This window comes from Vibrio rumoiensis 1S-45 (genome assembly GCF_000286955.2).
Classification (GTDB): Bacteria; Pseudomonadota; Gammaproteobacteria; order Enterobacterales; family Vibrionaceae; genus Vibrio; species Vibrio rumoiensis_A.
The window spans coordinates 14,839-37,767 of record NZ_AJYK02000020.1 but is presented as its reverse complement, the minus strand read 5'-3'; the positions used below and the strand labels follow the sequence as shown (position 1 = coordinate 37,767).

At 41.2% G+C, this 22,929-nt stretch carries 27 protein-coding genes; 13 read left to right on the top strand and 14 right to left on the bottom strand.

The window, feature by feature from the left end:
* The first annotated feature begins 6 nt into the window (after positions 1-6).
* Complete coding sequence (gene tldD / locus A1QC_RS03010) at positions 7-1,455, top strand: metalloprotease TldD (protein WP_017026437.1); 1,449 nt, start codon at positions 7-9, stop codon at positions 1,453-1,455.
* Between the two features lie 78 nt (positions 1,456-1,533).
* Here the strand turns inward: tldD and yjgA are convergent, their stop codons facing one another.
* Positions 1,534-2,064: a ribosome biogenesis factor YjgA gene (gene yjgA, locus A1QC_RS03005; RefSeq protein WP_017026436.1), complete on the bottom strand. Its 531-nt coding sequence runs from the start codon at positions 2,062-2,064 to the stop codon at positions 1,534-1,536.
* Positions 2,065-2,188: 124 nt separating this feature from the next.
* Here yjgA and pmbA point away from each other — a divergent pair, with 124 nt between their 5' ends.
* Positions 2,189-3,532, top strand: coding sequence for a metalloprotease PmbA (gene pmbA / locus A1QC_RS03000; protein WP_017026435.1), 1,344 nt, complete (start codon positions 2,189-2,191; stop codon positions 3,530-3,532).
* Between the two features lie 72 nt (positions 3,533-3,604).
* Here pmbA and mgtE read toward each other — a convergent pair whose 3' ends face one another.
* The 12 genes from mgtE to A1QC_RS02940 all read right to left on the bottom strand — a co-directional run bounded on the left by mgtE (position 3,605) and on the right by A1QC_RS02940 (position 12,981).
* Positions 3,605-4,975, bottom strand: a complete 1,371-nt coding sequence (mgtE, locus tag A1QC_RS02995; protein WP_017026434.1) for a magnesium transporter — start codon at positions 4,973-4,975, stop codon at positions 3,605-3,607.
* A 115-nt stretch (positions 4,976-5,090) separates the two neighbouring features.
* Entirely contained in the window at positions 5,091-5,366 is a 276-nt protein-coding gene (locus tag A1QC_RS02990) for an HPr family phosphocarrier protein (protein WP_017026433.1), read from the bottom strand.
* Positions 5,366-6,223 carry an RNase adapter RapZ gene (gene rapZ / locus A1QC_RS02985; RefSeq protein WP_026025992.1) on the bottom strand — a complete coding sequence of 286 codons (858 nt, stop codon included), beginning with the start codon at positions 6,221-6,223 and terminating at the stop codon, positions 5,366-5,368. The genes A1QC_RS02990 and rapZ overlap by 1 nt, the downstream gene beginning before the upstream one ends.
* Before the next feature lie 23 nt (positions 6,224-6,246).
* Entirely contained in the window at positions 6,247-6,693 is a 447-nt protein-coding gene (gene ptsN, locus A1QC_RS02980; RefSeq protein WP_017026431.1) for a PTS IIA-like nitrogen regulatory protein PtsN, read from the bottom strand.
* A gap of 2 nt (positions 6,694-6,695) precedes the next feature.
* On the bottom strand, positions 6,696-6,983 hold the full coding sequence (gene hpf / locus A1QC_RS02975; RefSeq protein WP_017026430.1) for a ribosome hibernation promoting factor: 288 nt from the start codon (positions 6,981-6,983) through the stop codon (positions 6,696-6,698).
* 29 nt (positions 6,984-7,012) lie between these two features.
* Positions 7,013-8,440 (bottom strand): RNA polymerase factor sigma-54, encoded by a 1,428-nt coding sequence (locus A1QC_RS02970; RefSeq protein ID WP_431305835.1) that lies wholly within the window; start codon positions 8,438-8,440, stop codon positions 7,013-7,015.
* Between the two features lie 137 nt (positions 8,441-8,577).
* Positions 8,578-9,303 (bottom strand): LPS export ABC transporter ATP-binding protein, encoded by a 726-nt coding sequence (lptB, locus tag A1QC_RS02965; RefSeq protein ID WP_017026428.1) that lies wholly within the window; start codon positions 9,301-9,303, stop codon positions 8,578-8,580.
* A 1-nt stretch (position 9,304) separates the two neighbouring features.
* Positions 9,305-9,808, bottom strand: coding sequence for a lipopolysaccharide transport periplasmic protein LptA (lptA, locus tag A1QC_RS02960; RefSeq protein WP_017026427.1), 504 nt, complete (start codon positions 9,806-9,808; stop codon positions 9,305-9,307).
* Complete coding sequence (gene lptC, locus A1QC_RS02955) at positions 9,789-10,352, bottom strand: LPS export ABC transporter periplasmic protein LptC (RefSeq protein ID WP_017026426.1); 564 nt, start codon at positions 10,350-10,352, stop codon at positions 9,789-9,791. The genes lptA and lptC overlap by 20 nt, the downstream gene beginning before the upstream one ends.
* Positions 10,349-10,906: a 3-deoxy-manno-octulosonate-8-phosphatase KdsC gene (gene kdsC, locus A1QC_RS02950; protein WP_017026425.1), complete on the bottom strand. Its 558-nt coding sequence runs from the start codon at positions 10,904-10,906 to the stop codon at positions 10,349-10,351. Before kdsC ends, lptC begins: the two co-directional genes overlap by 4 nt.
* Positions 10,906-11,877, bottom strand: a complete 972-nt coding sequence (gene kdsD / locus A1QC_RS02945; RefSeq protein ID WP_017026424.1) for an arabinose-5-phosphate isomerase KdsD — start codon at positions 11,875-11,877, stop codon at positions 10,906-10,908. Before kdsD ends, kdsC begins: the two co-directional genes overlap by 1 nt.
* A gap of 138 nt (positions 11,878-12,015) precedes the next feature.
* Complete coding sequence (locus tag A1QC_RS02940; RefSeq protein WP_017026423.1) at positions 12,016-12,981, bottom strand: calcium/sodium antiporter; 966 nt, start codon at positions 12,979-12,981, stop codon at positions 12,016-12,018.
* A 309-nt stretch (positions 12,982-13,290) separates the two neighbouring features.
* Between A1QC_RS02940 and mlaF the strand changes: the two genes are divergently transcribed.
* The 11 genes from mlaF to A1QC_RS02885 all read left to right on the top strand — a co-directional run bounded on the left by mlaF (position 13,291) and on the right by A1QC_RS02885 (position 22,348).
* Positions 13,291-14,091, top strand: a complete 801-nt coding sequence (mlaF, locus tag A1QC_RS02935) for a phospholipid ABC transporter ATP-binding protein MlaF (protein ID WP_017026422.1) — start codon at positions 13,291-13,293, stop codon at positions 14,089-14,091.
* 34 nt (positions 14,092-14,125) lie between these two features.
* Entirely contained in the window at positions 14,126-14,893 is a 768-nt protein-coding gene (gene mlaE, locus A1QC_RS02930; protein ID WP_026025991.1) for a lipid asymmetry maintenance ABC transporter permease subunit MlaE, read from the top strand.
* Between the two features lie 52 nt (positions 14,894-14,945).
* On the top strand, positions 14,946-15,443 hold the full coding sequence (gene mlaD, locus A1QC_RS02925) for an outer membrane lipid asymmetry maintenance protein MlaD (RefSeq protein WP_017026420.1): 498 nt from the start codon (positions 14,946-14,948) through the stop codon (positions 15,441-15,443).
* A 3-nt stretch (positions 15,444-15,446) separates the two neighbouring features.
* Complete coding sequence (gene mlaC / locus A1QC_RS02920; protein WP_017026419.1) at positions 15,447-16,091, top strand: phospholipid-binding protein MlaC; 645 nt, start codon at positions 15,447-15,449, stop codon at positions 16,089-16,091.
* Complete coding sequence (locus tag A1QC_RS02915; protein ID WP_017026418.1) at positions 16,091-16,408, top strand: STAS domain-containing protein; 318 nt, start codon at positions 16,091-16,093, stop codon at positions 16,406-16,408. The genes mlaC and A1QC_RS02915 overlap by 1 nt, the downstream gene beginning before the upstream one ends.
* A gap of 8 nt (positions 16,409-16,416) precedes the next feature.
* On the top strand, positions 16,417-16,671 hold the full coding sequence (gene ibaG / locus A1QC_RS02910) for a BolA family iron metabolism protein IbaG (RefSeq protein ID WP_017026417.1): 255 nt from the start codon (positions 16,417-16,419) through the stop codon (positions 16,669-16,671).
* Positions 16,672-16,713: 42 nt separating this feature from the next.
* On the top strand, positions 16,714-17,970 hold the full coding sequence (gene murA / locus A1QC_RS02905; protein WP_017026416.1) for a UDP-N-acetylglucosamine 1-carboxyvinyltransferase: 1,257 nt from the start codon (positions 16,714-16,716) through the stop codon (positions 17,968-17,970).
* Between the two features lie 130 nt (positions 17,971-18,100).
* The gene (locus tag A1QC_RS02900) at positions 18,101-18,826 is read left to right on the top strand and encodes a 1-acylglycerol-3-phosphate O-acyltransferase (protein ID WP_017026415.1); all 726 of its coding nucleotides are present in this window, start codon (positions 18,101-18,103) and stop codon (positions 18,824-18,826) included.
* Positions 18,827-19,074: 248 nt separating this feature from the next.
* Positions 19,075-19,509 carry a MarR family transcriptional regulator gene (locus A1QC_RS02895; RefSeq protein ID WP_017026414.1) on the top strand — a complete coding sequence of 145 codons (435 nt, stop codon included), beginning with the start codon at positions 19,075-19,077 and terminating at the stop codon, positions 19,507-19,509.
* A gap of 105 nt (positions 19,510-19,614) precedes the next feature.
* Positions 19,615-20,799 (top strand): efflux RND transporter periplasmic adaptor subunit, encoded by a 1,185-nt coding sequence (locus tag A1QC_RS02890; RefSeq protein ID WP_017026413.1) that lies wholly within the window; start codon positions 19,615-19,617, stop codon positions 20,797-20,799.
* Between the two features lie 10 nt (positions 20,800-20,809).
* The gene (locus A1QC_RS02885; RefSeq protein WP_017026412.1) at positions 20,810-22,348 is read left to right on the top strand and encodes a DHA2 family efflux MFS transporter permease subunit; all 1,539 of its coding nucleotides are present in this window, start codon (positions 20,810-20,812) and stop codon (positions 22,346-22,348) included.
* Positions 22,349-22,405: 57 nt separating this feature from the next.
* Here the strand turns inward: A1QC_RS02885 and A1QC_RS02880 are convergent, their stop codons facing one another.
* A complete protein-coding gene (locus tag A1QC_RS02880; protein WP_017026411.1) occupies positions 22,406-22,888 on the bottom strand; it encodes a hypothetical protein in 483 nt (160 codons plus the stop codon).
* Positions 22,889-22,929: the final 41 nt, after the last annotated feature.

The following is a 22,929-nucleotide window of genomic DNA, read 5'->3' as shown; positions in this document are numbered from 1 at the left end:
GTACCTATGACACTTAGTACGGTAGAAAAAGAGCTATTAACCGCATCGGGCCTAACCGATAGCGATATTCAAAACACCCTTGCAAGTATTGCTACCAGACACATCGATTACGCCGACATCTACTTTCAATCGAGTTGGCATGAGTCATTAGTATTAGAAGATAGCATTATCAAAGATGGCTCTTTTAATATTGACCGTGGTGTTGGTATTCGAGCTATTGCCGGGGAGAAAACCGGTTTTGCTTATTCTGATCAAATCGATCTTAATGGCTTGCAACAAAGTGCTATTGCAGCGCGAGGTATTGCTCAGCAAGGGCAAAATGCCAGCGTAAAAGCCTTTACTCGTAAAGTGACGCCACAAACTTACCAAGCAGTGAACCCATTAGAAAGCTTAGATAAGCAGCAAAAAATTGAATTGCTGAAACAAATCGATGCTTACATTCGTAGTAAAGAGCCTTTAATTCAAGAAGTCTCGGTCAGTATTAGTGGCGTTTATGAACAAGTGCTTGTGGCGGCGACCGATGGGACGTATGCGGGCGATGTGCGCCCATTAGTACGTTTGTCTATAAGCGTGTTAGTGCAACGTGGCGATCGCCGTGAGCGTGGTAGTGCAGGTGGTGGTGGTCGTTATGGTTACCAAGCGTTTTTGCAAACAGCAGACGACGGAAAAACCCAAGCATTTCATTTTGCTGATGAAGCCATTCGTCAAGCTTTAGTTAATTTAGATGCGGATGAAGCACCCGCTGGGACTATGCCGGTTGTGCTTGGTTCTGGTTGGCCGGGCGTACTATTACATGAAGCCGTAGGCCATGGTTTAGAAGGGGACTTTAACCGTAAAGAGTCGTCGGTTTTCTCTGGCAAGCTTGGTCAAAAGGTGACTTCTGATCTTTGTACTATTGTTGATGACGGTACGCTAAAAGATTTACGCGGTTCATTGAATATTGATGATGAAGGTGTGGAAGGTCAATACAATACCTTAATTGAGAACGGTATTCTTAAGGGGTATATGCAAGATAAGCACAATGCTAGCTTAATGGGTGTTGCGCCAACCGGTAATGGTCGTCGTGAATCGTATGCTCACTTGCCAATGCCACGTATGACCAATACTTACATGTTGCCGGGTGAACATACGCCAGAAGAAATTATTTCAACCATTAAGAAAGGCTTATACGCGCCTAACTTTGGTGGTGGACAAGTGGATATTACATCTGGGAAATTTGTGTTTTCAGCCTCAGAAGCTTACCTGATTGAAGATGGTAAAATTACGCGACCAGTGAAAGGTGCGACATTAGTTGGTTCTGGTATTGAAGCTATGCAACAAGTGTCGATGGTTGGTAATGATTTATCCATTGATAAAGGCGTTGGTGTGTGTGGTAAGGCGGGTCAAAGTGTCCCTGTTGGGGTTGGTCAGCCAAGCTTAAAACTTGATGCAATTACGGTTGGTGGAACGCAGTAGTACCAGAAAAGAAAAAACGATCCCACTTAGTACCTATTGCTAGTTTCTAAGTGGGATCGCCTCGCTTAACGACTGAGATTAATCTTCTTTAGATTCTTTCAGTTCTTTCAATATTTGAAAAATTTCACGTGATGCTTTAGGTGGCTTATTGCCGCCTTTCTCTTTTTGAGCTTGACGGGCTAATTGACGTAAGCGTTGACGGTCAGCTTCAGGGTAAGTCTCCATCACGTCTTCAATTGCTGGATCAATCTCAGTTACGATACGATCACGCATTTCTTCAAGCTTATGCAGCTCTGCCGTTGCTTGTGAGTGCTTGTTACGTAACTTATCCAATTCAGCCTGAATAGGCGCAGGATCGATGTGACGCATCAACTTACCTATGTATTGTAATTGACGACGTTTCGCTTCGTTCTTAAAGCGCTGTGCGTTATCAATTGCTTGACGTAAGTCATCACTGATTGGGAACTTATCCAATGATGAAGGCTTTAATCCGACGAGTTCTTCACCCAGTTCCTGCAAGGCAGTCATGTCTTCTTTCATCTCGGTTTTACTTACCCAGATGATTTCCTCTTCTTCTTCCCAAGGCGCTTTTTGATTTTTACGAGCCATAATGTCTACTTATTCTTAATCTGAGAATGTTATTGCCCTATTTTAGCAAGAATTATGGGGAGAAAGCGAAATTCTTGTTATCCTAAGTGCAATATCGTTGAAATAAACCAAATTAAGAGTAGATATGGACGCAAAACAGCAAATTGCTCAGCAAAAAATCGAACTTGAAGCAGCCGTAGCGAAAGCTTTGGAGACTGCGAGTGTCAGTGCGGACGCTGTTGAAGTCGCCATCACCAAAACAACAGGCATCAGTGTGACTACACATGATTGCGAAGTTGAGAATGTTGAATTCAATAGTGATGGAGCTTTAGGGATCACCGTTTACCGCGGTCAATGTAAAGGCAGTGCTTCTACTTCAGATTTAAGTGATAAAGCTATCCAAAAAGCAGTCGCTGCGGCATTGGATATTGCCAAATATACGTCACCCGATCCGTATGCAGGGCCAGCACCAAAAGAATTGATGGTGAAAGAGATCCCAGACTTGGATCTGTTTCATCCCGATGAGCCAAACCCAGATTACGCTTCTGAAATGGCCATTCGAGCAGAACAAGCAGCATTAGAATATAGCGATAAAATTAAGCAAAGTGATGGTGCGAGTTACGATAGCCATTATGGTATTAAAGTTTATGGGAATAGCCATGGCTTACTCGTGAGTAATGCTTCGAGTCGTCATAGCTTGAGTTGTAGCGTGATTGGCGCGGGCAAAACAGGTGAAATGGAGCGTGATTACAGCTATACCATTGCTCGTCATAAAGATGATATGTGGACGCCAGAAACCGTTGGCTTGCAAGCTGCGAAGAAAACCATTGATCGCCTTGATGCTCGCCAAGTCAAAACAGGTCAGTACCCTGTGTTGTTCCAAGCCGATGTGGCTACTGGTTTATTAGGTCATTTAGTGATGGCGATCAGCGGCGGTAATTTATATCGTAAGTCATCATTCTTGTTGGATCGATTGAATACACAGGTTCTCCCTAGCTGGTTTAACGTGTCTGAGAAACCTCATGTACTACGTGGTTTAGCTTCGGGGGCGTTTGATAGCGAAGGGGTATTCACCAAAGATACACAGATCATTACTGATGGTGTGCTTTCCACTTACCTTTTGACCAGTTATGCAGCCCGTAAAATGGCCATGACACCAACCGGGCATGCTGGTGGTATACATAACTGGTTTGTTGGATCAACCGGACAAGATTTTTCTCAACTAGTTAAAGACATGGGCACAGGCCTGATTGTTACCGAATTAATGGGTCAAGGCGTGAATATGGTGACAGGGGATTACTCTCGTGGCGCAGCCGGTTTTTGGGTTGAAAACGGTGTGATTCAGTATCCGGTTTCTGAAATTACGATTGCTGGAAATTTAAAAGACATGTTTAACCATATTTCTGCAGTGGGTACGGATACAGAAACACGCTCACAAATTCAAACGGGCTCTATTTTAATTGATGGTATGAAAATCGCGGGCGAGTAAAAAATATGGGCACTTGAATTAGATTCGAGTGCCCATTACACAATATTTGAACAGCGCTTAAAGATAGTTCGGTTAGATCAAGTTCAAATTAATCATTAAGGTTGCGAGACCTAAAAATGCCGACAAGCCCACCATATCGGTCACGGTTGTCAGTGCCATTCCTCCAGCTAATGCTGGATCGATGTTCATTTTTTTCAGCATGATTGGAATGGTCACCCCAGCAATACCAGCGGCCAGTAAGTTAGCTAACATGGCAGCCGACATGATCATGCCCAAGATCAAACTGTCTTTCCAAATTACTACAATGCCACCAATAATGATTGCCCACAGAATACCGTTTAATAAGCCGATGGAGGCTTCTTTTAATAGTAGCGATCGTTGGTTGGTATTACCGATATGCCCAAGTGCTAAACCACGAATAACCAGTGCAACGGTTTGATTACCAGCGACGCCACCCATAGATGGAACAATGGTCATTAAAACGGCCACAGATGCCATTTGCGCTAAAGTGCCTTCAAACATGTTAGAAACGGAGGCGGCAGCTAAAGCCGCTAATACGTTAGCGCCTAACCAAATACTACGACGGCGCACCGACTTGATGACGGGTGCAAAAGTATCGGCGTCATCGTCTAGACCAGCCATACTCATCATTGAGTGTTCGGCATCTTCACGAATAACGTCAACCACATCATCGATGGTAATACGACCAACCAGTTGATTTTCATGGTTAACGACAGGTGCAGATACCCAGTTACGACGTTCGAATAAGCTGGCGACATCAGTGGCACTGGCATCGACAGAAATCGCCTCATCGGCATCATCCATTAACTCTGTAATCGATACATCGGTTTGGGCGGTGATTAAACTGGTTAAAGATAAGTGTCCAATTAGCTTATCGTCGCTATCAATTACATACAAAGCATCGGTTGCTTCAGGTAATTCACCCTTCATGCGCAGGTAACGTAGAACCACATCGACATCTACATCACTACGAATGGTGATCACATCGGTGTTCATCAAACCACCGGCACTATCCTCTGAATAAGAAAGTGCGATCTCGACACGTTCACGATCTTCTGAATCCATTTGATCCAGAACTTCACGAGATACATCGTCCGGTAAGCTACGCAAGACATAAGCGACATCATCGGTGTCCATGCCTTCGGTGGCTTCTGCCAGCTTTTCCGGAGCCATTTTAGAGACGATGCTATCTTTGATGTCTTCGGAAAGCTCATCAAGGATTTCACCATAATCTTCAGGATCGGTAAGTTGCCATAGAACATCACGGCTTCGATGGGGGGATGCTTCTAAAAGGTGTGCAATATCTTCAGGTTCCATGTCTTGCAGTTGTCTGCGGACATGGACAAAACGACCATTTTCAATTGCGTCACTGACTTCTTGGAGGGTCTGATGGGTGAGTTCAAACTCTAATTGTTCAGCCATACTCTCCTCCTAAATGAGCCATTAATATTGAGGCATGAATCTTAGCCTAATTTAAGGCAAATTGTCATTCGTTTACTAGGAGTGTAAAAAGAAATTTCTATGAAAAGTATGGGGATTATTCTTCTTCGTCGAATTTCTGTTCAATTAATGCACAAACTGCAGATAACGCTTGTTGCGCTTGAGCGCCTTTTGCACTGATATCAATATTTTGACCTTGAGATGATTCAAGCAATAATAATCCCATCACACTGTCGGCAGTCACTTCTTTTTCGCCATTACTGATGGTTAAAGTGGCATCAAAACTTTGGGCTAATTCGACTAATTTAATGGCAGCACGCGCATGTAAACCTAATCGATTTTGTATTAAAACGGTTTGTTGGCACTGATCCATTATAAGTTTTTCTCTAAGCTAGTATGACGGATTTGGACTTGATGACCTTTTTCTTTGAAATGATCACCTAATTTTTGAGTGAGATAGACTGAACGATGTTTACCACCAGTGCAACCAATCGCAACGGTTAAATAGCTGCGGTTATTTTTTTCAAGTAATGGCAACCATTTTTCAATAAATGCTTCAATGCTGTGATTAAGTTCGATGACATCGTCTTGAGCATCCAGAAAATCAACGATAAGCTGATCAAGTCCGGTTAGTGGACGAAGTTCTGGTACCCAGTGAGGGTTAGGTAAAAAGCGAACATCGAAGACGTAATCTGCATCATTAGGCAGGCCATATTTGAAGCCGAAAGATTCAAATACCATCACGAGATTTTTTGATTCTCTGCCTTGTACTCGAATTCGTACGGTTTCGCTTAATTCATGCAAAGATAAATTACTGCTGTCTAGGACAAGATCCGCTTCTTCTTTTAGGTTCAGCAAGAGGTTTTTCTCAAGTTCAATAGCTTGATCTAAAGAAAGCTTTTCTTTTAGCATCGAAAGGGGATGGATACGACGAGTTTCACTATAACGTTTCAGTAATGTGGTTTCGTCAGCATCTAAAAACAATACGTTAACATCGTAGATTTGCTTCAAGTTTTGCAGCGTAGTGGAAATGGCTGTTGGATCTTGAGGGAGATTTCTAATATCAATGCTAACGGCGACATTTTGTTTACTAGTACGAACAGAGGAAACAAAATCATCTAGGAGATTAACCGGTAAGTTATCAACACAGTAATAACCTAAATCTTCCAACACTCGTAATGCAACACTTTTTCCAGCGCCTGATTGGCCACTGACGACAATAATGCGCAATTTATTTGGATCGGACGGTGTCATTAGTTATTAACCATGATGTCGTAAAGTTCTTGATCGGATCCCGCATGACGAAGTTGTTTGAGTGTTGCTTTGTCATTGAGCTTTTCTGCCATCAATGACAGGGTTTTTAAATGCAGTTTACATTGCTCATCAGGCACAAAAAGGGCGAACATAATATCCACTGGGCGGCTATCGATGGCATCAAAATCAACGGGTTGTTCGCATTGAAGTAATACCGCAATCGCTTTATCGCTTTCCATCATACGGCCATGTGGAATGGCGATGCCATTACCGATGCCAGTCGTACCGACTTTTTCACGGTTGAGCATGCATTCAAAAAGCTTATTTGAATTGATGCCACTGTGCTCGGCTGCGATTTCACTAATGATTTCTAGTGCACGTTTTTTACTTGTACACTGGACTGCCGTTTTGGTGCAGTCCAGTGATAATACTTCATTTAAATGCATGGTTAATGGCTACTTAATTTTTCTTTGTGTTTACTTAATTGACGGGCGAGTTTATCGACCAAGTCATCAATTGAAGCATACATATTCTCATTTTGCGAGGAAGCGTGTATTTCCCCGTGATTTACATGTAGTGTTGCTTCGGCAATTTGCTGTAATTTTTCAACTCGCAAGACGACATGAGTATTGTTTATGTGCTCGAAGAAACGTTCTAGCTTTTGGAATTTGGTATTAACGTAGTCGTTAAGTGCATCAGTAAGCTCTACATGATGTCCAGTAATATTCATTTGCATAGACTTTCCTCTTTGGTTGTCGCTACTCCTTAGAGTAAGCGTTTACGTTGACTAGAAGGGGCGATGCCAAGTGACTCTCGATATTTGGCTATCGTGCGTCTGGCAACTTGTATTCCTTGATCAACTAAAAGCGCTGCAATCTTACTATCACTCAGTGGTTTTTTACTGTCTTCAGCAGCCACGAGTTTTTTAATTAGAGCCCGAATAGCGGTGGAAGAGCATTCTCCACCAGCATCGGTATTCACATGACTTGAGAAGAAATATTTCAACTCAAAAATCCCTCTTGGCGTGTGCATGTATTTCTGAGTAGTGACTCGTGAAATGGTTGATTCATGCATATCGACATCAAGGGCGATGTCATTTAATACCATCGGCTTCATCGCTTCTTCACCATGTTCAAAGAAACCTTGCTGATGTTCAACTATGCATCGAGCAACTTTGAGCAATGTCTCATTTCTGCTTTCAAGGCTTTTGATTAACCATTTGGCTTCTTGGACATGGGTGCGAATGTATTGACTGTCAGCGCTATTGCCTTTGCTAAAAGCGGCGTATTGTTGATTCACTTTTAAGCGTGGCACACTGTCGGGATTTATGGCAACTGTCCATTTGCCTTTATCTTTAAATACCGAGACATCAGGCACAATGTATTCAATTTCATCGACATTGACATTGTTTCCTGGGCGCGGATCAAGTTGTTGAATTAACGATAAAACCTGCTTCAACTCGTCTTCTTTTAACTTAGCTTCTTTACAAATTAGCTTGTAATCACGATTGCCTAGTTGGTCAATATGATTTTGTAACACCATTTTAGCTTCAGTGAGCCATGGAGTATCTTTAGGGTAAATGGCTAATTGTAATAACAAGCACTCTTGTAGATTTCTTGAGGCGACACCAAGAGGATCAAACTGCTGAATACGTTTTAATACCGCTTCTACTTCATCAATTTCTATTTCATCATTGCCTGTGCTTTGACGAATATCTTCTAATGTTTCGGTGAGGTAACCGTGTTGATCAAGCGCATCTAAAATGGCTCTAGCGATGGTTCTGTCGGTATCGGAAAAAGGCGTAAGTTCGAGCTGCCATTCGAGGTAATCTTGCAGTGTTTCTGTTGTTTCACCTTGATAAACTGGTAGTTCAGCATCTTGGCTAATACCTGTACTACCGGTATTTGAGCTATAGACATCCTCCCAACTGGCATCAATAGAAAGATCATCGCTGATGGTTGACTGTTCGATATGCTCAGAGCTATCGGCCATGTCATGTTCAGATTGCTCAGGTAAAGAAGGCTCTTCTGACTCAACTTTCGGCGAGCCATTACTTTCTTGTGCGGTGACTTCATCGACCGATTCATCGAGCTCTAAAAGCGGATTGGAATCGAGCGCTTCTTGAATTTCTTGTTGTAAATCCAAGGTAGACAGTTGCAAAAGGCGAATGGCCTGTTGCAATTGTGGGGTCATTGAAAGGTGTTGACCAAACTTAAGTTGTAATGATGACTTCATGCAATACTCATGCCTTGTAATATCCCTATCCATACTGCTTTAAACTAGCGATTGATGAATCCTTCATCAGCTAGAATTAAACTGGCTAAAACGAGCTATAAGCGGAATTGTTCACCTAAATAGACTTTCTTCACTTGTTCATTATTGAGCACTTCTTCAGGCGTGCCGTTGGCAATTAAATGACCTTGGCTTACGATGTAAGCATGTTCACATACGTCTAGCGTTTCACGTACGTTATGGTCGGTAATTAACACTCCTAAGCCACGATCACGTAAGTGTTCAATGATTTTCTTGATATCGATAACCGAAATTGGGTCAACCCCAGCAAAGGGTTCATCAAGTAAAATAAATTTAGGATTGGCAGCAAGCGCTCGGGCTATTTCTACTCGGCGACGTTCACCACCGGATAATGCCATTCCGTTACTTTTACGAATATGCTGAATATGAAATTCATCAAGCAATTCTTCTAAGCGATCTTGCTTATCCATTTTGGTTAGTTCATCACGGGTTTGCAGTACTGCCATGATGTTGTCTTCAACTGAGAGTTTACGGAAAATTGAGGCTTCCTGAGGTAAATAGCCAATTCCCATACGAGAACGCTGATGCATTGGAAGAATACTAATGTCTTCGTCATCAATGCTGATTGTGCCTTCATCGCGGCTAACTAACCCCACGATCATATAGAATGAGGTAGTTTTACCAGCTCCATTTGGCCCAAGCAACCCAACGATTTGCCCTGATTTTACTTCTAAGCCAACATCACTGACGACTTTTCGAGTGCCGTAGGTTTTGGCAAGTTTTTCTGCTTTTAGCGTTGCCATATTATTTTTGTTCCAATTGAGAAGGCTGTATAACGGTTGATACTCGCTCGCCACTTTTACCACCACCATCAGCCTTTAAATTCTGGCTTGAAATGTGGTAGGTGATGACTTTACCACGAATAACACTATCATCTTGATGCAGTTCTGCATTGGTGGTCATGACTAATTTATCGTCTTTGACCTTGTACACTAAAGTATTAGCTTGGCCTTTCAGTGTTTTGCCATCATCGGTCTTTTGCGAAAAGTGAGAAGGTTCACCATAACCTTGAAGCTCAGTTAGTTCTCCTGTCTTGGCATCGCGAAAGACAATTAGGGTATCAGCGGTAATATGAATGCTGCCTTGCTTTAAAGTCACATTACCAGTGAAAGTTACTTTATTGCTTTTCATATCGATATTTTGCTGATCAGAGTCGATATAAATCGGTTGTTCACGATCGCTCGTTAAAGCCCAAGATGCAGAAGGGGCAAGTAAACAAAGAAATAGACTAAGGTGTGAGAGTTTCATATTTACCTTGAACTTGGTTAAACAGAGTGGCGACATTGGCGTCGAAGTTGCCTTTCATCGCGTTCCCTATATTAATAAATTGTGGACCTGTCATGGTGACTTTCGTGTCACTTGAGAAATCTTTGGTCTTAAGGTTTAGCTGCATGGTATCGGTGGTAAGTTTATCAAAACTTGAATCCGGTAGCGTGTTTCTTGCCACAACATTACCATTGAGCGTTAATACATTTTCTTTATCTAGCACGCCTGTGTCGGAAGTAACGACCCACTCATCAATTGTACCTTCACGATAGACGATGAGCCTAGGTTGATAAAAAGTAGTCTTGCCTGTTTGGGCGTAATGTTCAAGTGATGTTGAATGGATTTTATAGTTTCTTAATCCATTAATATCATAACTGGTATTGTATAAGTCACTACCTGTGAACATTGGCGCTTCTGTGCTCGGGGCGACTTGATCAACATCGGTTGCTGATTTTTCGTATAAATAATACGCCGACCATGAAGCGATAAAAAAAAGTACGAGATACGTGAGTTTGGATAGGCTCATATACTTAAACCTTGGTAAGCCTCAAGCTCATCTCTGGCTTGTAATATCAAATCACAAACTTCACGTACTGCGCCATGACCACCTTTAATGTGAGTGACGTAATTGGCACGTTGAACCAAAAGAGGGTGCCCATCTGCTACGCTCACTTTAAGTGCGACTTTTTCCATAACAGGCCAATCAATGAGATCATCACCAATATAACCGACTTGTTCGGGGGATATTTTTAGTTTATTCAAAATATCTTGGTAGGCGATCAATTTATTGTCTTGACCTTGGTAAATTAAATTAATACCCAACGCTTTCATCCGGTTTTCGACTATTTTGGATTGACGACCGGTAATGATCGCAATTTCAATGCCTGCTTGCATTAACGATTTCACGCCATAGCCATCACGAGTATGGAAGGTCTTTAATTCTTCACCTTGATTACCCATGTACACCAATCCATCAGAAAACACGCCATCGACATCACAAATTAATAGTTTGATGTTTTTCGCTATTTTTAAAATAGCCGTTGGGGCTTGTCCGTAGGGGGTTGGTGTCATTCGGCTCATTACATTACTCCAGCTTTTAATAAGTCGTGCATATTCAGTGCGCCAACTAATTTACCATCTTGGCATAGCATTAAGCCATTGATACTTTTTTCTTGCATGATATTTAACCCTTCAACAGCCAATAGATTAGGATTGGCAACCGTTGGGTTTTTGGTCATCACTTGGTTGATCGGTGTGGTATGAACATCAATTCGTTGATCCAGTAAGCGGCGTAAATCACCATCGGTGAAGATGCCTAGCAGCGTCATATCGTTATCGACAACAGCGGTCATGCCTAGACCTTTTTGTGATACTTCTAATAGAGCATCACGAATCAAAGCATCTTGAGGAACCGTTGGCAGCGCAGCGCCTGAATGCATAATATCAGACAGTTTCAACAGTAATTTACGACCTAATGCACCACCCGGATGAGATAGGGCAAAATCTTCAGCGGTAAATCCGCGTGCTTTCATTAACGCTACTGCAAAAGCATCACCCATGACTAATGTTGCAGTGGTGCTTGATGTTGGAGCGAGATCAAGCGGACAAGCTTCTTCTGGAACGGTGATCTGTAGGTGGATATCTGCCAGTTTTGCCATGTTTGATTCAGGCTTGCCAGTCATGCCGATGATGCGAATGTTACGGCGTTTTAATACAGGGTAAAGCGATAATATTTCTGATGACTCGCCAGAATTTGAAATGGCTAAAACAATATCACCGGATTCAACCATACCAAGATCGCCATGGCTTGCTTCGCCAGGGTGTACAAAAAATGCCGAAGTACCTGTGCTAGCAAGCGTTGCCGCAATTTTTTTACCAATGTGTCCGGATTTACCCATTCCCATAACAACCACTTTTCCTTGGTTGTTCAGTACTAATTCACAAGCTTGAGTGAAGCTGTCATCAAAATATTGCGCGAGTTGTTGTAGCCCTTGCATTTCAATAGCAAGCACATCTTTTGCAGCAGCGCAGTAATCAAATGAAGTAGACATCAATGGTATTCCTAATGGTTTAAGACAAAAGTGATATGAATATTAAAGCAAAAGGGCGACATCATTGTCACCCTAATTATGCCTACGACTTCTGCATCTTGAAGTTGTTCAGGCTATAAAATGATCATCAGTTTTCTATTACGCACTGATATTATAAAACAGATAACCGATATAAGATAAGAAACATAGGAATAATATGCCGCCTTCAATGCGGTTGATACTGCGAGACTTACCGAGCGCCATCACCACCAATAAGAGTGATAAACCGAGCATGACCCAAAAGTCACGCCCCATCGCCTCTTCACTTAATACGGAAGGATGTAACAATGCTGGGATCCCCATTACCGCTAATATATTGAAAATGTTCGAACCAATGATATTACCCACTGCCATATCATCTTCACCTTTTAACACTCCGGCAAGTGAAGCGGCGAGTTCGGGTAGGCTGGTTCCAATAGCAATAATGGTTAAGCCTATAACAAGGTCACTCATGCCAAAGTATTTAGCAATAATGACCGCATTGTTCACCAGTAAATTGGCCGAGATTGGCAGTAAAATTAAGCCTACAACAACCCAAAATATTGCGTTTTTATTACTCACGCCAACGGGGATGTCTGACTCTTGTTGATCGAGTAATACATCTTGGTTATTTTTTTCTTGTTGGCTAATCTTGAGCATCACAATAATAAAAATTGCAAATAAAGCGATGAGCAGTAAGCCTTCAGCAAAACCAAGGTAATTATCCCAAAGTATGCCTCCTGCCACTAATGTGACAAGGAGCATCAGTGGGAGTTCACGGCGCAGAATAGTAGAACCAATAGACAGTGGTTTGATTAAAGCGGTGATACCTAAAATCAAAGCAATGTTGGCGATGTTAGAACCTAAGACATTTCCTATCGCAGTGTCGGTCTTTCCATCTAATGCTGCGGTTGCAGAAACCATCATTTCAGGCGCAGAAGATCCCATAGCAAGTATCGTCATACCGATGACTAATGGTGAAATACCCATATTCTTTGCTACAGCTGCTGAGCCATATACAAGCTTATCTGCACTCCAAACGAGTAAAGCGAGACCAACAACAAGTAAAACAACGGCGAGTAACATGAGCATTCCTGTATGAAATTAATAATCGATTAAATAAGCCAAACCAAGCTGTTATTAATGATTGTATTTTAAATAATGGGGCTTATTGTTCAGCATAATGGTTTGGGTAAGCGGAGGCAATTTTGACGCTTCAAATTCTAAAATGGAAGCGCTTGTACATATTTATTAATAATTTATCGTTATTAACCTGATATACATGGAAAAAATACAATCAAAAAGTATTATTGCACACATTATTTTGAACTCTAGAGTTATTGTGCTTATCATGCTTGTGTATTTCGGTTTTGTTATTACCTATAAAGAGGCTTTATGTCATCGGATTTGATATTGATTAAATCACTGACTTTTCGTCGTAATCAAAGAATGATTTTCGATGATATTGATTTGTCTATCCCGAAAGGCAAGATCACCGCCATTATGGGGCCTTCAGGGATAGGGAAAACCACATTACTTCGTTTGATCGGAGGACAGATTCCTCCTGAAAGTGGTGAGATTTGGTTTGACGGGGATAATGTTCCAGCTTTAAGTCGTAAAAAACTGTACCAAGTTAGAAAAAAGATGAGCATGTTGTTTCAATCTGGTGCGCTCTTTACCGATATGAATGTGTTCGATAACGTGGCATTCCCATTACGAGAGCATACTGACTTGAGCGAGTCTTTCATTGAGACATTAGTAAAGCTAAAACTGGAAGCAGTAGGGCTTCGTGGCGCGACAACATTGATGCCAAGTGAATTATCTGGCGGCATGGCTCGTCGTGCAGCGCTTGCTCGTGCGATTGCTTTAGATCCTGAACTCATCATGTATGACGAGCCTTTTGTTGGGCAAGATCCTATTACAATGGGGGTCTTAGTGAAGTTGATTAAAAATTTAAACCATGCACTTGGGGTCACCTCTGTTGTGGTATCACATGATGTGCCAGAAGTGATGAGCATTGCTGATTATGTTTATTTGCTTTCTGATGGCAAAGTCATTGGCCAAGGAACCCCCGCTGAATTAGAACAAATGAAAGATGAAAGGGTTCAACAATTCTTAACCGGAAAAGAAGATGGCCCAGTACCATTTCATTTTCCAGCGTCATCATTAGAAAAGGATTTATTTGGTTGTGAATGATCAACATCAGGCATCGAAATCCAAATTTGAATGGATCGCAAAAATAGGTTCACGAACCATTACGCTTTGTGAAGCATGGGGACGCGCTTCCCTTATGTTGTTTGGCGCTCTTATCGGTAAGCCACAATTTCGAAAAAACTTTCCTTTACTGATAAAGCAATTGTATACCGTTGGGGTTCAATCACTGGCGATTATCGTGGTGTCGGGGTTATTTATCGGCATGGTGTTAAGCTTGCAAGGTTACATCATTTTGGTCGATTACGGCGCAGAAGGCAGCTTAGGGCAAATGGTGGCGTTATCGTTATTAAGAGAGCTAGGCCCTGTTGTAACCGCATTATTATTCGCAGGACGTGCAGGTTCGGCTTTAACTGCTGAAATTGGTTTAATGAAAGCCACTGAGCAGCTATCGAGTTTAGAAATGATGGCAATCGATCCGTTACGTCGAGTCATTGCACCTCGTTTTTGGGCTGGCGTTATTTCCATGCCATTACTTGCCATGATCTTTATGGCGGTTGGTATTTGGGGTGGGCAAATTGTTGGCGTGGAATGGAAAGGCATTGATGCAGGCAGTTATTGGTCCGCAATGCAGTCTTCAGTGAGTTTGGGTTATGACATTGGTAATAGTGTCATCAAAAGTTTGGTATTTGCTATTACCATTATTTGGATTGCCTTATTTAATGGTTACGACTGTGTTCCGACTTCAGAAGGTATTAGCCAAGCGACTACCAGAACAGTAGTGCATTCTTCGTTAGCTGTGCTGGGAATTGACTTTATTCTTACCGCTTTAATGTTTGGTAATTAGTCGAGTACTCGCTTCCAACATTAAATTGAATACTATTTTTGGAAATTAAATCATGCAAAAAAATCGTCGTTTAGAGTTTATGGTAGGCAGTTTTGTGCTCGTAGGTGTGGTTGCCATTTTTATCATGATGTTTAAAGTCGCCAATGTGACAAGCATTGGGCCAAGTGATAATTACACCCTCAAAGCACGCTTTGATAATATCGGGAACCTTAAAGTTCGCTCTCCAGTCAAAGTAGGAGGAGTGGTGGTTGGTCAGGTGACTGGGATTCATCTTGATACTCAAGATTATGTTCCGGTTGTGAGCATGGCGATTGGTCGTCAATTTGGCGAGTATCCAGATACGTCTAGCGCTCAAATCTTAACGTCTGGTTTGATTGGTGAGCAATACATCAGTTTAGTTCCAGGTTTTGTTATGGATGGTATTGCTATGCTTGATAACGGTGATTACATTGAAGACACCAAATCTGCCTTAGTGTTAGAAGATTTAATTGGGCAGTTCTTATATAGCAGTAAAGATTCAGGTTCAGACACATCTTCAGTGAAGGAGTAGGGTATGTTGTGGTTTAAAAAAATAGCAATGCTGATTGTGCTTATTGGTGTGGTTTTTACTGTTCAAGCCGATGAAATTGATAGCACTAATCCATATAAAATGATGCATTCGGTTGCTGATCAAACTTTTAATCGTTTGAAGGCGGAACAACCTAAAGTTCAGAGTGATCCAAATTATTTAAAAACCATCGTTGATGAAGAAATGATGCCGTATGTGAATTATCAATACACCGCATTAAAATTATTGGGACCAAATTTACGTGGGGCCGATAAGAAAGAAGTCGCGGCCTTTATTGATGAATTTCGTGCTTACTTAATTACGTCTTACGCTCAAGTGTTAACTCAATACACAGATCAAAAAATTCAATTTTCACAAGAAAAAGCGATTCCAGATGATCGCCGAGTGATTTCTATTCCAGTTGAAATTATTGATAACGATAGACCTAATATTAAATTGGATTTCACCTTGTTAAAAAATAACAAAACAGGGGAATGGAAAGCTTACGATATGGTAGCGGAAGGTATTAGCTTGTTATCAAGTAAGCAATCAGAGTGGAATACAAAAATTCGTCAAGATGGTATACCTGCGGTGACTCAAGAATTGAAAGTCTTGGCGAAAAAAGACATTGTATTTGAAGGAAATAAGTAATGGCACAAGTTACGTGGCAAGAGGGCTCTGAGCATCTTGCCTCTATCATTGGGTATTTAACTCGTGATACTGTACCTGCCCTTTGGCGTCAATTACAAGATTGGCAGCCCAAAACAACTGAATTTGAAGTATGCTTAAAACAGCTTGAACGCGTTGATTCGGCTGGTATGGTGATGCTGATTCATTTATTACAGCATGCAAAAAATATGAATTGCCATATAATGCTGACCTTTATGCCAGATCAACTTCAAACATTATTTAAGCTCAGCAATATTGATGAGATTTTTCTCGATCATATTCAACCTACTGAGATATAGAGGGTTACGTGGACATTATCCAAGTAAAACAAATATTAGATGACGCACTGTCATTACAAGAAATTCATGTTAAAGGCGAAGGTAGCCACTACGAAGTAGTTGCGGTTGATTCTGCTTTTGATGGTATGAGCCGAGTAAAGAAACAACAATTAATTTACGCTCCTCTGATGGAATATATCCAAAGAAATGATATTCATGCAGTATCAATAAAAGCGTACACGCCTGAAGAATGGGCGCGTGATAAAAAATTAATGTCGTTGTAGCTTTTATCAAAGAATAAGAGCTTAGTTAAAGCAAGGTTTTTAATGGAAAAGTTTAAAGTACACGGCTCCGGCCCACTGAAAGGCGAAGTGACCATCTCTGGTGCGAAAAATGCAGCCTTACCAATTTTATTTGCTGCAATTTTATCTGAAGGTCCGGTAGAAGTGGCAAATGTTCCAGCATTGCGTGATATCGATACATCAATGGAATTACTTAAGCGTCTTGGTGCAGAAGTGTCTCGTGAAGATGATAGCATTCATGTTAATTCCGGCCCTATTCATGAATATTGCGCACCGTATGATTTAGTAAAAACTATGCGTGCATCCATTTGGGCACTTGGCCCATTAGTCGCACGTTTTGGTAAAGGACAAGTTTCTTTACCAGGCGGTTGTGCGATTGGTGCTCGACCGGTTGACCTTCATATTCATGGTCTTGAGCAATTAGGTGCCACCATCACATTAGAAGATGGTTATGTTAAAGCCGAAGTGGATGGCCGCTTAAAAGGCGCTCATATCGTGATGGATAAAGTTTCTGTTGGCGCCACGATCACTGTTATGTGCGCTGCCACATTAGCAGAAGGCAAAACCGTGTTAGAAAATGCGGCACGCGAACCTGAGATTGAAGATACGGCTGCTTTCTTAAATAGCATTGGTGCGAAAATTACAGGTGCAGGTTCTGGTACAATTACAATTGAAGGTGTTGAACACCTTGCTGGTGGTAAACATACGGTTGTGGCTGATCGCATTGAAACGGGGACTTTCTTAGTTGCTGCTGCGGTTTCTGGCGGTAAAGTTGTTTGCCGTAATACGAAAGCATCGTTACTTGAAGCAGTATTAGCTAAGCTTGAAGAAGCCGGTGCTAAGGTGGAATCTGGTGAAGACTGGATTAGCCTTGATATGGAAGGCCGTGAACTTAAATCGGTTAACATCCGCACTGCACCGCATCCAGGTTTCCCAACCGATATGCAAGCTCAATTCACCTTGTTGAATATGATGGCGAAAGGCAGTGGTGTTATTACTGAAACTATCTTTGAAAATCGCTTTATGCACGTTCCTGAATTATTACGAATGGGTGCTAAAGCCGAGATTGAAGGTAATACCGTCATTTGTGGTGATACTAATGGCTTAACTGGCGCACAAGTGATGGCAACCGATCTTCGAGCATCGGCAAGCCTTGTGATTGCTGGCTGCATCGCAAAAGGCGAGACAATTGTTGATCGTATTTACCATATCGATCGTGGTTATGATCGTATTGAAAACAAATTGAATGCACTTGGTGCTAATATTGAGCGTTTTCAATAATAATAGCGATAATTTACCTAAATTTTAGGTAAGGTTAACGCTGATACTGAAGCTGAAACCTTGTGGTTTCGGCTTTTTTATTGTGTACTGCGGTTGTTATATTTACGCTGTATGTGATTGGAGAATTGGAATGATTGCTTTACTGCGCATTATTGCTGTCGCGATATTTGCTGTATTCATGTTTATTTTTGGGTGTGGTTATTGTTTATTTAGCCCAAGAAACCCTCGTCATGTTTTCACTTTTGGTCGTATGTTTGGCCGTATGTCTAGAGTCTTTGGGATAAAGCTGACGCTTCGAATTCCTGATGATGCTTACAACCGTGGGCAACATATTTATTTAGGTAACCATCAAAATAATTGGGACCTATTTACGATATCTTCGGCAGTGACTCCTAATGTCGTAACCGTAGGCAAAAAAAGCTTAGTATGGTTACCGTTATTTGGTCAATTGTATTGGCTAACTGGCAATATTTTGATTGACCGTGCTAATCGCAGCAAGGCGATGGATACGATCAGCCAAGTTGCTGATCAAATTAAGAAAAATAAAGTATCGGTTTGGATGTTCCCAGAAGGAACACGTTCTCGTGGGCGTGGCTTATTGCCTTTTAAAACAGGGGCATTCCATGCTGCTATTGCCGCTCAAGTTCCGATCGTGCCGATCGTTTGTAGTAGCACTGATAAGATCAAGTTAAACCGTTGGAATAATGGCCACGTTATTGTTGAAATGTTACCTCCGATCAGTGTAGAAGGTTATGCGAAAGAAGATGTACGCCATTTATTAAAAGAATGTCGTAATCAAATGAAAGCAAAGCTTGAGCAACTTGATGAAGAAGTTGTTGGGTTGAATAAGCCGTAATTAAAGCTTTTCTTCCACCATAGAAAACCTTCTTGAAATAGTTTAAAAGCCAATGTGATCTTATCGATCACATTGGCTTTTTTTGTATCTGACTTTTTAAGTTATAAAAATATTTACTTACATTTTGAAATGTTTATTGACACACTACTTGCCTAGGCAGTAATATTTGCCATAAGTTACTTGCCTAGGCAAATAGTCTAATGCAATCCATTTCCGATTACCCCTTAATGATAACGTGGAGAATATGTATGACTAATGAATCTCAAGCCTTTCCATGTGGTATCCCTTTAGGAAAGCTTATTGGTTTGGTTAATCATCATAAAGAGCGCTTATTGCATCACTATTTAATGCCTTTAGATATGACGCCAGCACAATTTAAAGTCCTTGCTGCTATCGCGTTTGATGGGGCGAATTCTCCTGCCGAGATCAGTAAATTACTGTCTATTGATTGTGGTTCAATGACTCGCATGATTGAGCGTTTAGTTAAGAAATCATTAATTGAAAAACAACCCAATCCAGAAGATAAACGTGGAGTGCTGCTTCACCTGACAACAACAGGGCAATCTTTATTAGAAGAGTGTCTCGAAATCATTAATAACCATGTTTCTCCACTGTTAATTGGTGATTTATCTAGTGATGAAGTGGATCAATTAACTGGTTTATTAAAGCGACTATTGCCTTAATCAAACTGCCATACACCTTTGTTATTGATAGGCTGTCGTTTTAATTTTGTCAGCTTAACAATAACGGAAATAGACTTTCTATCTTAATGTTCAAATGGTTGAATCATGGAAAATACAGAAAAAAATATTGAAACATCGGTAAAACCAAAAAGTAAGCGCAAACTTTCATTCTTCATTTTATTTGTCTTACTGGTGATTGCTGCTGGTGGTGTTTTTACTTATTACGAAATGTATTCTAAGTATTACGAAGAAACGGATGATGCTTATGTGAATGGTAATTTGGTGGCACTTTCTCCGCAAATTTCAGGAACCGTTAGTCAAGTCGTGCCAGATGAGGGGGATTATGTTGAAAAGGGGCAAGTATTAGTGACCCTTGATTCGAATAACACTCAGATTGCCTTGCAGGTTGCAGAAGCTAAGCTTGCCAATAAAGTCAGGGAAGTTCGCAGTATGTACGCATCTGCGGATAATTTTAAAGCAAAAGTAGAAACCAGTAAGGTTGAATACCGTCAAGCGTTGAATGACTACAACCGTCGTAAAAACTTAGTGAAAACAGGTGCGATTTCAAAAGAAGATTTGATTCATTACCGTGATACTTTTGAAGCGGCTAAAAGCCAACTAGAAGCGGCTGAGCAATCCTTGCAAATGACGATTGCTTTAGTCGATAACACGGTATTAGAAACTCACCCTGAAGTGAAAACAGCCGTTGCTAATTTACGCCAAGCTTATTTGGATAATCTTCGCACCAAAATTGTATCGCCAGTCAGTGGCTATGTTGCTAAGCGTGCGGTTCAATTAGGTAGCCAAGTGCAACCGGGAAGCCAATTGATGGCGATTGTGCCTCTTCACCAAGTGTGGGTTGATGCAAACTTCAAAGAAAGCCAAATGAAAGACATGCGTATTGGGCAGCCTGTTACTTTGACTTCTGATTTATACGGCGAAGATGTTGAATATAAGGGTGTCATTGAAAGTTTAGGTATAGGAACCGGTAGTGCATTTTCTTTATTGCCCGCGCAAAATGCGAGTGGTAACTGGATCAAGATCGTTCAACGTTTAACCGTTAAGATCCGTTTGGATGATCAAAACCAAGATCAATATCCACTGCGCATTGGTTTGTCGATGCTCGCTAATGTGAATATTAAAGATACAAGCGGCAAGGTTTTAGCAAAAGAATCAACCAAAGTAGCTCGTTATGATACTGATGTTTATCAAAGTAGCTTAGCGGAAGCAGATAAACTCGTGACAAAAATTTTGCATGAAAATGTCGGCATAACGGTTTCTGCTCAATAACGAGGCTCTCATGAACGATCAAACTTATACGCCACCGAGTATGGTGTTAGCGACGATCGCATTGGCACTTGCAACCTTTATGCAAGTGCTTGATAGTACGATTGCTAACGTTGCCTTACCAACGATTGCCGGTAATTTAGGGGTGAGTTCCGAGCAAAGTACTTGGGTTATTACATCGTTTGCCGTGTGTAATGCGATTGCCTTGCCGTTGACAGGGTGGTTTTCTCGTCGAATTGGGCAGCTTAGATTATTCATTCTGTCGGTAGCTTTGTTTACCTTTGCTTCCTTTTTATGTGGTATTGCAACTAGCATGCCGGAGCTGATTGTATTTCGTGCGCTGCAAGGTTTTTTTGCAGGACCGATGTTTCCAATGTGTCAGACTTTATTGTTAGCCATTTTCCCCACAGTGAAACGTGGTACCGCATTAGCATTAATTTCAATGGTTACGGTTGTTGCGCCAATTGTAGGACCGATTACCGGTGGTTGGATCACTGATAATTATTCATGGCCATGGATTTTCTTTATTAATGTTCCTATTGGTATTTTTTGTTGCACTGTGGTTTGGCAGCAATTAAAAGGCCGAGTGGATGTAACCGCCAAAGTGCCGGTTGATTACATTGGTATTGCACTGTTGGTATTAGGGGTTGGGTTACTACAGGTTGTATTGGATTTAGGTAATGATGCGGATTGGTTTGAGTCCACCAATATCATCGTGATGACTTCTATTTCAGTAGTCGCATTAATTTCATTTGTGATTTGGGAACTGACCGAAAAGCATCCGATCGTTAATTTATATTTATTCAAAGATCGCAATTACGCTTTTGGTACGATTGCTTTAGTGCTGAGCTATTCAGCCTTCTTTGCTATTAATATTATCTTGCCTCAGTGGCTACAAATTTATATGGGATACACTTCGATTTGGGCAGGGCTAGCGTCTGCGCCAATGGGGATATTACCTTTATTGCTAACGCCATTTATTGGTAAATATGCAGGTAAATTTGATTTGCGTATTTTGGCTAGTATTTCATTTGTGGTTATTGGCACGTCGTGTTTCTTGCGCGCAAACTTTAACACTTTTGTCGATTTTGCATCGGTTGCTGAAGTGCAATTGTTTATGGGAATAGGCATTGCTTTCATGTTTATGCCATTGACTACTATATTTATGTCTAATTTACATGGACATGATATTGCAGAAGGTTCTGGTTTAACGACGTTTCTTCGCGTGTTGGGCGGCAGTTTTGCGTCATCGCTGACCACTTGGATTTGGAGTCGTCGTGCGGATTTTCATCATGCTACGCTTACAGAGCATGTCAGTAATTATGAACCAGCATCGGTCGATTATTTGCAAAAAATGGGTGGGCAAACTCAAGCTAATTTTGCAGCCGTCGATCATATTATTACTACACAGTCGTATATGATGTCGACTATCGATTACTTCTATATGCTCGGTTGGTTATTCTTTATTTTGATTATCTTTATTTGGTTTACTAAAGGGCCTTTTATTAAGTCTGGCGCTGGAACATCTGCCGCTGCTGCCGGCGGGCATTAAAGATTAAAATACAATTTAACCTCAGGTTTGAGTTGCTCTTGTTATGAAAACCTGAGGTTAATTAATCTCAATTCTTGTGAGTTGCCAAACCAGCATATTTAAAATCTCGTCCCCTCTTTTTATACCAGGGTGTTCAGAGAAGGGGATTAAAATCCACAAAGGACCATTGTTTCGAATATTCATTTCCTTGCCATTCTCTTTCATAGCCAAAATGAATTGATAATGCTTCAAGTCTTCTTTTGTGATGGTATAAGAATAGTCGTTGAGAGCATAAGTGGTGAAGGAATCGAACGGTTTAGGCGCAAGGTTGACGACAGCACTCAGTTTTGGGCCTTCATAGGTATTACTGCCTTTGGTCCAAGGCGTGGTTGTGGTAATGGTTTCTTGAGGAAGAGCTTCGAGATCTTGCTTGGTAAAGGTGCGCGTAAAGCCATTGGCATCGCTTAAGGTTAAAAGAATGCTTGAATTTGCCGACGCTGAAAATGAGAAGAAGGTACTTAGCACAATCAGTAGCATTGAAAGGTTTAATTTTGTATTCATATTTCTGGCTTAACACTTCATCGCAAGTTACTTGAGTATAC

Excerpts from the sequence above, each read along its gene's own strand:
- tldD (WP_017026437.1), top strand. The coding sequence starts at position 7 with ATGACACTTAGTACGGTAGAAAAAGAGCTATTAACCGCATCGGGCCTA.
- yjgA (WP_017026436.1), bottom strand. The coding sequence starts at position 2,064 with ATGGCTCGTAAAAATCAAAAAGCGCCTTGGGAAGAAGAAGAGGAAATC.
- pmbA (WP_017026435.1), top strand. The coding sequence starts at position 2,189 with ATGGACGCAAAACAGCAAATTGCTCAGCAAAAAATCGAACTTGAAGCA.
- mgtE (WP_017026434.1), bottom strand. The coding sequence starts at position 4,975 with ATGGCTGAACAATTAGAGTTTGAACTCACCCATCAGACCCTCCAAGAA.
- A1QC_RS02990 (WP_017026433.1), bottom strand. The coding sequence starts at position 5,366 with ATGGATCAGTGCCAACAAACCGTTTTAATACAAAATCGATTAGGTTTA.
- ptsN (WP_017026431.1), bottom strand. The coding sequence starts at position 6,693 with ATGCATTTAAATGAAGTATTATCACTGGACTGCACCAAAACGGCAGTC.
- hpf (WP_017026430.1), bottom strand. The coding sequence starts at position 6,983 with ATGCAAATGAATATTACTGGACATCATGTAGAGCTTACTGATGCACTT.
- A1QC_RS02970 (WP_431305835.1), bottom strand. The coding sequence starts at position 8,440 with ATGACCCCACAATTGCAACAGGCCATTCGCCTTTTGCAACTGTCTACC.
- lptB (WP_017026428.1), bottom strand. The coding sequence starts at position 9,303 with ATGGCAACGCTAAAAGCAGAAAAACTTGCCAAAACCTACGGCACTCGA.
- lptA (WP_017026427.1), bottom strand. The coding sequence starts at position 9,808 with ATGAAACTCTCACACCTTAGTCTATTTCTTTGTTTACTTGCCCCTTCT.
- lptC (WP_017026426.1), bottom strand. The coding sequence starts at position 10,352 with ATGAGCCTATCCAAACTCACGTATCTCGTACTTTTTTTTATCGCTTCA.
- kdsC (WP_017026425.1), bottom strand. The coding sequence starts at position 10,906 with ATGAGCCGAATGACACCAACCCCCTACGGACAAGCCCCAACGGCTATT.
- kdsD (WP_017026424.1), bottom strand. The coding sequence starts at position 11,877 with ATGTCTACTTCATTTGATTACTGCGCTGCTGCAAAAGATGTGCTTGCT.
- A1QC_RS02940 (WP_017026423.1), bottom strand. The coding sequence starts at position 12,981 with ATGTTACTCGCCGTTGTTTTACTTGTTGTTGGTCTCGCTTTACTCGTT.
- mlaF (WP_017026422.1), top strand. The coding sequence starts at position 13,291 with ATGTCATCGGATTTGATATTGATTAAATCACTGACTTTTCGTCGTAAT.
- mlaD (WP_017026420.1), top strand. The coding sequence starts at position 14,946 with ATGCAAAAAAATCGTCGTTTAGAGTTTATGGTAGGCAGTTTTGTGCTC.
- mlaC (WP_017026419.1), top strand. The coding sequence starts at position 15,447 with ATGTTGTGGTTTAAAAAAATAGCAATGCTGATTGTGCTTATTGGTGTG.
- A1QC_RS02915 (WP_017026418.1), top strand. The coding sequence starts at position 16,091 with ATGGCACAAGTTACGTGGCAAGAGGGCTCTGAGCATCTTGCCTCTATC.
- murA (WP_017026416.1), top strand. The coding sequence starts at position 16,714 with ATGGAAAAGTTTAAAGTACACGGCTCCGGCCCACTGAAAGGCGAAGTG.
- A1QC_RS02900 (WP_017026415.1), top strand. The coding sequence starts at position 18,101 with ATGATTGCTTTACTGCGCATTATTGCTGTCGCGATATTTGCTGTATTC.
- A1QC_RS02895 (WP_017026414.1), top strand. The coding sequence starts at position 19,075 with ATGACTAATGAATCTCAAGCCTTTCCATGTGGTATCCCTTTAGGAAAG.
- A1QC_RS02890 (WP_017026413.1), top strand. The coding sequence starts at position 19,615 with ATGGAAAATACAGAAAAAAATATTGAAACATCGGTAAAACCAAAAAGT.
- A1QC_RS02885 (WP_017026412.1), top strand. The coding sequence starts at position 20,810 with ATGAACGATCAAACTTATACGCCACCGAGTATGGTGTTAGCGACGATC.
- A1QC_RS02880 (WP_017026411.1), bottom strand. The coding sequence starts at position 22,888 with ATGAATACAAAATTAAACCTTTCAATGCTACTGATTGTGCTAAGTACC.